The sequence below is a fragment of the Pseudomonas sp. HMSC067G02 genome (assembly GCF_001813485.1).
GTDB lineage: Bacteria > Pseudomonadota > Gammaproteobacteria > Pseudomonadales > Pseudomonadaceae > Pseudomonas > Pseudomonas aeruginosa.
Window position 1 is genome coordinate 1 of the sequence record NZ_KV812606.1, and the last position, 9,663, is coordinate 9,663.

8 protein-coding genes are annotated in these 9,663 nt (G+C 68.7%); 6 read left to right on the forward strand and 2 right to left on the reverse strand.

Features of this window, described 5'->3' with window-relative positions; translation table 11 throughout:
* Positions 1–90: 90 nt before the first annotated feature.
* Positions 91–1,122, reverse strand: a complete 1,032-nt coding sequence (gene gntR, locus HMPREF2914_RS00010; protein ID WP_003111384.1) for an HTH-type transcriptional regulator GntR — start codon at positions 1,120–1,122, stop codon at positions 91–93.
* 194 nt (positions 1,123–1,316) lie between these two features.
* Between gntR and HMPREF2914_RS00015 the strand changes: the two genes are divergently transcribed.
* From HMPREF2914_RS00015 to HMPREF2914_RS00035, 6 genes are all read left to right on the forward strand, one after another.
* Positions 1,317–1,838 (forward strand): gluconokinase, GntK/IdnK-type, encoded by a 522-nt coding sequence (locus tag HMPREF2914_RS00015; protein ID WP_003107130.1) that lies wholly within the window; start codon positions 1,317–1,319, stop codon positions 1,836–1,838.
* A 96-nt stretch (positions 1,839–1,934) separates the two neighbouring features.
* A complete protein-coding gene (locus HMPREF2914_RS00020; protein ID WP_003107128.1) occupies positions 1,935–3,287 on the forward strand; it encodes a GntP family permease in 1,353 nt (450 codons plus the stop codon).
* Between the two features lie 25 nt (positions 3,288–3,312).
* On the forward strand, positions 3,313–3,456 hold the full coding sequence (locus tag HMPREF2914_RS32580) for a hypothetical protein (RefSeq protein ID WP_003089416.1): 144 nt from the start codon (positions 3,313–3,315) through the stop codon (positions 3,454–3,456).
* 163 nt (positions 3,457–3,619) lie between these two features.
* Positions 3,620–5,245, forward strand: a complete 1,626-nt coding sequence (locus HMPREF2914_RS00025; RefSeq protein ID WP_003089420.1) for an NADP-dependent glyceraldehyde-3-phosphate dehydrogenase — start codon at positions 3,620–3,622, stop codon at positions 5,243–5,245.
* 217 nt (positions 5,246–5,462) lie between these two features.
* Positions 5,463–6,722, forward strand: a complete 1,260-nt coding sequence (locus HMPREF2914_RS00030; RefSeq protein WP_023091775.1) for an acyl-CoA dehydrogenase family protein — start codon at positions 5,463–5,465, stop codon at positions 6,720–6,722.
* Positions 6,723–6,752: 30 nt separating this feature from the next.
* Positions 6,753–7,988 carry an SfnB family sulfur acquisition oxidoreductase gene (locus HMPREF2914_RS00035; protein WP_003107493.1) on the forward strand — a complete coding sequence of 412 codons (1,236 nt, stop codon included), beginning with the start codon at positions 6,753–6,755 and terminating at the stop codon, positions 7,986–7,988.
* A 60-nt stretch (positions 7,989–8,048) separates the two neighbouring features.
* On the opposite strand, the gene HMPREF2914_RS00040 is transcribed toward HMPREF2914_RS00035, so the two are convergent.
* The gene (locus HMPREF2914_RS00040) at positions 8,049–9,458 is read right to left on the reverse strand and encodes an LLM class flavin-dependent oxidoreductase (protein WP_023091774.1); all 1,410 of its coding nucleotides are present in this window, start codon (positions 9,456–9,458) and stop codon (positions 8,049–8,051) included.
* Positions 9,459–9,663 lie beyond the last annotated feature (205 nt).

The window sequence follows — 9,663 nt, forward strand, 5'->3', positions numbered from 1 at the left end:
CTATTCGCCCTACCCGGCAAGCCGTTACGCCCGGAGGCGCTGCCCAACCCTCGACATGTCCCTGAACGGCCGCACCGTCGGGCCGCGGGTTCAGGTGCTCTCCCGCGCCATCAGCTCGAACCCCATGTCCAGCGCGCTATCGCGCACCTCCTTGCCGGCGATCAGCGCCAGCAACTGCTCCGCCGCGCGCCGGCCGATGGCTTCGCGCGGGGTGCGGATGCTGCTCAGGCGCGGGACCGTGCAGTCCGAACCCGGCAGGTCGTTGAAACCGAGCACGGCGATCTGTTCCGGCACCTTGACCCCACGGCGCAGGGCCTCCAACAGCGCGCCCTGGGCCAGGTCGTCGTTGCAGAAGAACACCCCGTCGACCTGCGGCTGGCTGGCCAGCAACTGCACGAAGAGTTCGCCGCCGAGGGCCACCGAGGACGGCCGCGGCGTAAGGATTTCCAGCCCCGGGTCGTAGCAGCCGGCTTTTTGCAAGGCGCGGCGGAACCCCTCGCCGCGCAGCAGGGTGCGCTGGTCGAGCTGGGCGCCGATGTAGGCCAGGCGCCTGCGGCCGCGTGCCAGCAGGTGCTCGGCAGCGGCCTCGCCGGCGCGCAACTGGGAGAAGCCGACGCAATTGAGCCCGGCGCCGGAGTCCAGGTCCATCATGTACACGCAGGGAATGCCACTGGCCTCGATCATCCGCCGGGCGCTCTCGGTGCGCTCGAAGCCGGTCAGCAGCAGGCCGCGCGGCTGGTAGGCCAGGTAGTTGCGGATCAGGTCCTCTTCCTCGTTGCGCGAGTAGTGAAAGTTGCCGATCAGCACCTCCAGGCCCTGCGGCCGCAGTACCGCGTGGATCGCCTCGAGGGTCTCGATGAACAGCAGGTTGGCCAGCGACGGCACCAGCACCGCCACGCTGTGGCTTTGCGCCGAGGCCAGCGCGCGCGCCGCGGGGTTGGCCACGTAGCCGAGTTCGCGGGCGGCGTCGCGGACCTTCTGCGCCAGTTCTTCGGCGACGCTGGCGACGCCGCGCAACGCGCGCGACGCGGTGATCGGGCTGACCCCGGCGCGGCGCGCGACTTCGTTGAGGGTGGGACGTCCGGTGGTTCGCGTGTTCTTGTCGTTCTTGGTGATGCTCATCGTGGCCTGCTTGCCAAACAAAATTCCAGGCACTAAGGTAGCGCTGTCTCGCGACCTGGGCAATCGCCTGAGGCGGCCTGTCCGCCACTGCCCGCGCGGGATTCGACAGACCACAACGACAAGAAGGCGGAGCCAGGCTCGCGCGATTTTTTCCAGGTCGCAAAGACAGCGCTGTCTCACGCTTGAGGTGTTCCATGCATCCACCCCTCCAAGCCCTGGTCATCATGGGTGTCGCCGGTTGCGGCAAGTCCAGCGTCAGCCAGGCCCTCTGCCAGCGCAGCGGCGCCCACGGCATCGAAGGCGACAGCTTCCATCCCGCCGCCAACATCCGCAAGATGAGCGCCGGCATCCCCCTCACCGACGACGACCGCGCCGGCTGGCTGGACACCCTCGCCGAGCAGCTGCGCCAGGCGGTGGCCGCCGGCAAGCTGCCGGTACTGACCTGTTCCGCCCTCAAGCGCGCCTACCGCGACCGGTTGCGCCGCGCGGTGCCCGGCCTCGGCATCGTCTACCTGGAACTGACCCCGGCGGTCGCCGCCGAGCGCGTCGCCCAGCGCCCCGGCCACTTCATGCCGGCGACCCTGATCGACAGCCAGTTCGCCGCCCTCGAGCCGCCGCTCGACGAACCCCTGACCCTGCGCCTGGACGCCACCCTGCCGGTGGAATGCCTGGCGCAGGCCGCCCACGCCTGGTGGCTGGAGCACGCCGCCGCCTGAAGTCTTTCGCTTGTCCGACAAAGATAGCGCTACCCCGAAAAAGCGCTTCAATGAAACAGCAACTCCGGTAGAACAACGACAAAAGGAGAGCCCTCCATGTTCGGCATGTCACACGATGCCTACCTGCTCCTCGACGCCCTGGTGACCATCATCGGCCTGATCGTGCTGATCACCCGCTTCAAGGTGCATCCCTTCATCGCCCTGATCATCGCCGCCGGCTTCCTCGGCCTGACCTCGGGGATGCCGGTGGAGAAGATCGTCAAATCCTTCCAGGACGGCTTCGGCGGCGTGCTCGGCTTCGTCGGCGTGATCCTCGCCCTGGGCACCATGCTCGGCAAGCTGATGGCCGATTCCGGCGGCGCCGACCAGATCGCCCGCACCCTGATCCGCGCCTTCGGCAAGGAGCGGGTGCACTGGTCGATGATGCTCGCCGCGTTCCTGGTGGGCATCCCGCTGTTCTTCGAGATCGGCTTCATCCTGCTGATCCCGCTGGTGTTCATCGTCGCCCGGCGCAGCGGCGTGTCCCTGATCAAGATCGGCATCCCGTTGCTCGCCGGCCTTTCCGCGGTGCACGGTCTGGTGCCGCCGCATCCCGGCCCGCTGCTGGCGATCGGCGTGTTCGGCGCCGACATCGGCAAGACCATCCTCTACGGCCTGATCGTCGCCCTGCCCACCGCCGCCATCGCCGGCCCGCTGTTCGGCGCGCTGGTCTCGCGCTACATACCCGGCACGCCATCGGCGGAACTGGTCGAGCAGATCGCCCACGAGCCCGAGACCCAGGACCTGCCCAGCTTCGGCGTGACCCTGGCGACCGTGCTGCTGCCGGTGTTCCTGATGCTGCTGAAGACCTTCGCCGACGTCGCCTTCCCCGATGGCCACGCGTTCCGCGCCTGGATGGACATGATCGGCCATCCGATCAGCGCCCTGCTCCTGGCCCTGCTGGTGGCGCTCTATACCTTCGGCTACGCCCGTGGCTTCGACTCGAAGAAGATCCTCAGGCTGCTCGACCAGAGCCTGGCACCGACCGCCGCCATCGTGATGATCATCGGCGCCGGCGGCGGCTTCAAGCAGATGCTGGTGGCCAGCGGGGTCGGCGACGTCATCGGCCATCTCGCGGTGAACGCGCAGATCTCGCCGATCCTGCTGGCCTGGCTGGTGGCCGCGGTGATCCGCATCGCCACCGGCTCGGCCACCGTCGCCACCATCACCGGGGCCGGCATCGTGGTGCCGGTGATCGACCTGATTCCCGGCGTCAACCGCGAGTTGCTGGTGCTCGCCACCGGCGCCGGCTCGCTGATCCTCTCCCATGTCAACGACGCCGGGTTCTGGCTGGTCAAGCAGTACTTCAACATGAGCGTCAGCGAGACCTTCAAGACCTGGACCGCGATGGAGACCATCCTCTCCGTGGTCGGCCTGGTCTTCATCCTGTTGCTGTCGCTGGTGCTCTGAGCACCAGCCCGACCGGAGTTCAGCCATGACCGAACCAATGCAACGCCCCGACCACGAAGCCTCGCGCTGGCCGCGCGACTTCGATATCCGCCAGCGCTATGCCGAGCAGCAGGAACTGCTTGAGCCACCGCCGGCGCGGCCCCGCGAAGAGCCTACCGCCGACGCCTGAAGCCAGCCGGCGCCATGCCTTTGCTCCCGCCCCCCACGAAGCGGGAGCAAAGGCTGATTTCCGGCAAGGGCGCGACGGTTTTCCTGCTGAAACGATTTACCTTCGATCCGGACCGCGCTACAACAGTCCCACGCCTTTCATCCACGTCATTCGAGGACCCGCCATGACCGCCCCGCTCCACCTCGATTCGCTGTTTCCCAGCCTCGACGCCATTCCCGAGCAGTACCGCCCCGACGCCCCCATCGAGCAGCGCGACTACCTGGTCGACGGCCAACTGCGACATTGGGACGGCCCGCTGGCGCCGGTACGCAGCCCGGTATTCCTCGCCGAGGCCGACGGCGAGCGCCAGGTGATCCTCGGCAGCACCCCGCTGCTCGACGCCGACGCCGCGCTCGCCGCGCTCGACGCCGCGGTGCGGGCCTACGACCACGGCCAGGGCCTGTGGCCGAACCTGCGGGTGGCCGAGCGCATCCAGCACGTCGAACGCTTCCTGGCGCGGATGCGCGAGCAACGCGAGGCGGTGGTCAAGCTGCTGATGTGGGAAATCGGCAAGAACCTCAAGGACTCCGAGAAAGAGTTCGACCGCACCTGCGACTACATCGTCGATACCATCGAAGCGCTGAAGGAACTCGACCGCCGCTCCAGCCGTTTCGAACTGGAACAGGGCACCCTCGGCCAGATCCGCCGGGTTCCGCTGGGCGTGGCGCTGTGCATGGGGCCGTACAACTACCCGCTGAACGAAACCTTCACCACCCTGATCCCGGCGCTGATCATGGGCAATACGGTGGTGTTCAAGCCGGCCAAGTTCGGCGTGCTGCTGATCCGCCCGTTGCTGGAAGCCTTCCGCGACAGCTTCCCGCCAGGAGTGATCAACGTCATCTACGGGCGCGGCCGGGAAACCGTGTCGGCGCTGATGGCCAGCGGCAAGGTCGACGTGTTCGCCTTCATCGGCACCCATTCCGGCGCCAGCGACCTGAAGAAGCTGCACCCCCGCCCGCACCGCCTGCGCGCCGCCCTCGGCCTGGACGCGAAGAACCCGGGCATCGTCCTGCCGCAGGTCGACCTGGACAACGCGGTGAACGAGGCGGTCACCGGCGCGCTGTCCTTCAACGGCCAGCGCTGCACCGCGCTGAAGATCCTGTTCGTCCACGAAAGCGTGCTGCAACCGTTCCTCGACAAGTTCAGCGCGCGCCTGGCCAGCCTCAAGCCGGGCATGCCGTGGGAACCGGGAGTGGCGCTGACACCGCTGCCGGAGCCGGGCAAGGTCGACTACCTCGAAGGCCTGCTGAACGACGCCCTGGCCAAGGGCGCACGAGTGGTCAATGCGGGCGGCGGCGAGCATCGACAGAGCTTCTTCTACCCCGCCCTGCTGAGTCCGGTGAGCCCGGACATGCGCCTCTACCACGAGGAGCAGTTCGGTCCGCTGGTGCCGGTGGTGCCCTATCGCGAGCTGGACGAGGTGATCGACTACGTCCTGCGCTCCGACTACGGCCAGCAGTTGAGCCTGTTCGGCAACGACCCGGCGCAGATCGGCCGGCTGGTCGACGCCTTCGCCAACCAGGTCGGCCGGATCAACGTCAACGCCCAGTGCCAGCGCGGCCCGGACAGCTACCCGTTCAACGGCCGGAAGAATTCGGCGGAAGGCACCCTGTCGGTCCATGACGCGCTGCGGGTGTTCTCCATCCGCACCCTGGTGGCGACCCGCGACACCGAGGCGAACAAGACCCTGGTCAGCGAGATCATCCGCAACCGCGCGTCGAACTTCCTCACCACCGACTACATCTTCTGAAGCGCCTGTCCCTCTCCCGCCGGGAGAGGGACCTGCCGCCACCTCCCCCACTGTCCGCCAGGCAGCAGCCGCGCAACAGGCTGCCGCCCCGGCAACACCTCCTGCTCGCGCGAACCCGCGCAAGCAGTGGCCTGCGCGGGTCGGCACAGGCTGTGCAACAGCCCGGACTCCAGGGTAGCCGTCGACCGGACGGCCCCGCTGCCTACCAGGAGTCCGCATGAACGCCCGCGTCCATCCCGAAGCCACCGCCGCCAGTCTCTCCGAAGGCGCCGACTACGAACTGCTCGCCCAGCGTTTCCGACCGATCTTCGCGCGCATCGCCGAAGGCGCCGTCGAGCGCGAACGGCAACGCGAACTGCCCCACGAGGCGATCGCCTGGCTCAAGCAGGCCGGCTTCGGCGCCGTGCGCGTGCCGCGCGAGCACGGCGGCGCCGGCGCCTCGCTGCCGCAGTTGGTTCAGTTGCTGATCGAACTGGCCGAGGCCGACTCCAACATCACCCAGGCCCTGCGCGGCCACTTCGCCTTCGTCGAGGACCGTCTCAATGCCGAGCCCGGCCCTGGCCGCGACCGTTGGCTGCGGCGCTTCGTCGAGGGCGACCTGGTCGGCTGCGCCTGGACCGAGGTCGGTTCGGTACGGCTGGGCGAAGTGCTCACCCGCGTCTCGCGCAAGGACGACGGTCGCTGGGTGGTGAACGGCAGCAAGTACTACAGCACCGGCAGCCTCTTCTCCGACTGGATCGATCTGTATGCCCAGCGCGACGACACCGGCGCCGACGTGATCGCGGCGATCCGCACCGACCAGCCCGGCGTGCGCCAGAGCGACGACTGGGACGGCTTCGGCCAGCGCACCACCGGCAGTGGCACGTCGCGGTTCGAGGACGCCGAGGTGGAGGAAGAGAACCTCATCGACTTCGCCAGCCGCTTCAAGTACCAGACCGCGTTCTACCAGTTGGTCCTGCTCGCGGTGCTGGCCGGCACCGGCCGCGCCGCCTTGCGCGACGTCGCCGCCGAGGTGCGCGGGCGGACCCGTATCTACAGCCACGGCAATGCCCCGCGAGTCAGCCAGGATCCCCAGGTGCAGCAGGTGGTCGGGCGCATCGCCGCGCGCGTCTACGCCGCCGAGGCGGCCACCCTGCACGCCGCCGAAGCGGCCCAGCGCGCCTACCTGGCGCGCTTCGTAGGCGACCCGCAGGCGGAGAAGGAGGCCAATATCGCCGCCGAGATCGAATCGGCCAAGGCCCAGGCGATCGTCGCCGAACTGGTGTTGCAAGCCACCAGCGAGCTGTTCGACGCCAGCGGCGCTTCCGCCGTCGGCCGCGGCAAGCAGCTCGACCGCCACTGGCGCAATGCGCGCACCGCCGCCTCGCACAATCCCCTGATCTACAAGCAACGGATCGTCGGCGACTGGGAGATCAACGGCAGCGAGCCGCCCTACGTCTGGCAGATCGGCAGCGGTCCGGCCACGGCGTCCCGCTGAACCTCGCCCATCCCATCGCAAGGAGTCGCCATGAGCGCACTGGAAAAGAACGCCGCCGATCCCTATCGGCAACCGCTGCCACGGACCCCGGCCCGGCGCATCGCCGACGACGCCGAGGCGATCCGCGTCGCCCGCGAACTGGCCGGGCTGTTCGCCGAGGAAGCCTCGCTGCGCGACCGCCAGCGCCGGCTGCCGGTGGCCGAACTGGAAGCCTTCTCGCAGAGCGGCCTATGGGGCATCAGCGTACCGCGCGCCTACGGCGGCGCCGAGGTCGGCTACCGGACCCTGGCCGAAGTACTGAAGACCATCGCCGCGGTAGACCCGTCCCTGGCGCAGTTGCCGCAGAACCACCTGGCGGTGCTCGACCATTTGCGCCTGGACGGCAGCGAGGAGCAGAAACGCTTCTTCTACGGCCTGGTGCTAGACGGCGTGCGCTTCGGCAACGCCTTCTCCGAACGCCACAGCCGTACCGTCGCCGAATTCCAGACACGAGTGCTGGCGGATGGCGACGGGTTCCGCATCGACGGCCGCAAGTTCTATTCGAGCGGCGCCCTGCTCGCCCACTGGGTACCGGCCGTCGGCCTCGACGCCGAGCAGCGCGCGCACCTGGCGTTCATCCCGCGCGACGCGCCGGGGCTGACGGTGATCGACGACTGGTCCGGCTTCGGCCAGCGCACCACCGCCAGCGGCACCGTCATCCTGGACAACGTGCGGGTGCCGGCCGAGCACGTCATCCCGGTGCACCGCGCCTTCGACCGCCCCACCGCCGCCGGCGCCGTATCGCAGTTCATCCAGGCCGCCATCGACGCCGGCATCGCCCGTGGCATCCTCGCCGAGACCGTGCAGCAGGTGCGCCGCCACGCGCGGCCATGGATAGACGCCAACCAGCAGCATGCCTGGGAAGACCCCTACACCATCCAGCAGGTCGGCGACCTGCGCATCCGCGTGCGTGCCGCGGAAGCCGTGCTCGACCTGGCGGCCGACGCCATCGAAGCGGCGCTCGCCGCCCCCGACGAGGAGAGCGTGGCCGCCGCCTCGATCGCGGTGGCCGAGGCCAAGGTGCTCACCACCGAAGCCGCCCTGCTCGCCGCCAACCGGCTGTTCGAACTGGCCGGCACGCGCTCGACCCTGGAGGAACTCAATCTCGACCGTCACTGGCGCAACGCCCGCACCCACACCCTGCATGACCCGGTGCGCTGGAAATACCATGCCATCGGCAACTACCAGTTGAATGGGGTGAAGCCACCGCGGCACGCCTGGCTCTAGGGGCCGTCCCGGGCCTTGGGGGCGGATAGCGCCACCGGCGTCATCCGCCGTCCGCCCAGGTCAGGCCGGCAGCGCGTTGCGCCCGGCCTCCTTCTCCCAGAGCGCCCGCAGGTCGCGATAGCCGGCCGCCGGATGGGAATCCGGCAGCCGCGGGCCGTCGCCGAACAACTTCTCGCGCAGAGTCCCCGGCGCATATTCGGTCTTGTACACCCCGCGCTTCTGCAACTCCGGCACCAGCAATTCGACCACGTCGCTGAAGGTTTCGTGGGCCAGCGCATAGGCCAGGTTGAAGCCATCCACGTCGGTGTCCTCCACCCACTCCTGCAACAGGTCGGCGACGGTCGCCGGGCTGCCGACGAACAGCGGGCCGAAGCCGCCGATACCGACCCAGTCGGCCAGCTCGCGGACCGTCCAGGTGCGCGTCGGATCGGCGCTGGAAAACGCTTCCACCGCCGATTGGATGGCATTGGTGTGGAGGTGCCGCAGTACCTGGTCCGGCCGATACTGGCCGAAGTCGATCCCGGTCCAGCCGGAGATCAGCGCCAGGGCCCCTTCGTAGCTGACGAAGGCGCGGTATTCGTCGAACTTGGCCCTGGCCTTGGCGTCGGTTTCGCCCAGCACCACCGTCTGCAGGTTGAACACCAGTACCTTGCGCGGATCGCGACCGGCCTCGGCGACGCGCTGGCGGATGTCGGCGACCGCCTGCTTGAGCACGGTCTTCGATGGCGCGGCGACGAACACGCACTCGGCGTGCTCGGCGGCGAAGCGCTTGCCACGACTCGACGCGCCGGCCTGGTAGAGCACCGGCGTGCGCTGCGGCGACGGTTCGCAGAGATGGATGCCGGGTACCTGGAAGTGCTCGCCGACATGGCGGATCTCGTGAATCTTGCCCGGGTCGCTGAAGATCCTTCGGCGACGGTCGCGGAGCACCGCGCCGTCCTCCCAACTGCCTTCGAAGAGCTTGTAGAGCACCTGTAGGTATTCGTCGGCATAGTCGTAGCGGCGGTCGTGGTCGAGCTGGGCCTGCTGGCCGAGGTTGCGCGCGCCGCTTTCCAGGTAGGAGGTCACTACGTTCCAGCCGATCCGGCCCTTGGTCAGGTGGTCCAGGGTCGAGAGTCGGCGGGCGAAGGGATAGGGATGCTCGAAGGACAGCGAGGCGGTCAGGCCGAAGCCCAGGTGGCGAGTCACCGCGGCCATCGGCGTGATCAGCGCCAGCGGGTCGTTCACCGGTACCTGGGCGGCCTGGCGGATCGCCGCGTCGCCATTGCCGTCGAGCACATCGTAGATGCCCAGCACGTCGGCGATGAACAGTCCGTCGAAACGGCCGCGTTCGAGCAACCGCGCCAGGTCGGTCCAGTACTCCAGGTCCTTGTACTGCGAGGAGCGGTCGCGCGGATGCGCCCAGAGGCCAGGCGACTGGTGGCCGACACAGTTCATTTCGAAGGCGTTGAGACGGATTTCGCGCGGCATGGGGACTCCTTGGCTTGCCTGTGCATCCGGCACCCCGTGCACAGCCCGTGCCGGGCTGCGGGGCCGCGCCGGGCAAGGCCTGGGTGGCAAGCCCCTGTCGCTGGGCGGGCGCAACTGCTGGGCAAGTGTTGGCGGATCAACACATTCGCCCGCCCCACCCGAGCCCCGAACCCCGTAGGGCGAATAGCGCCCCGGCGCTATCCGC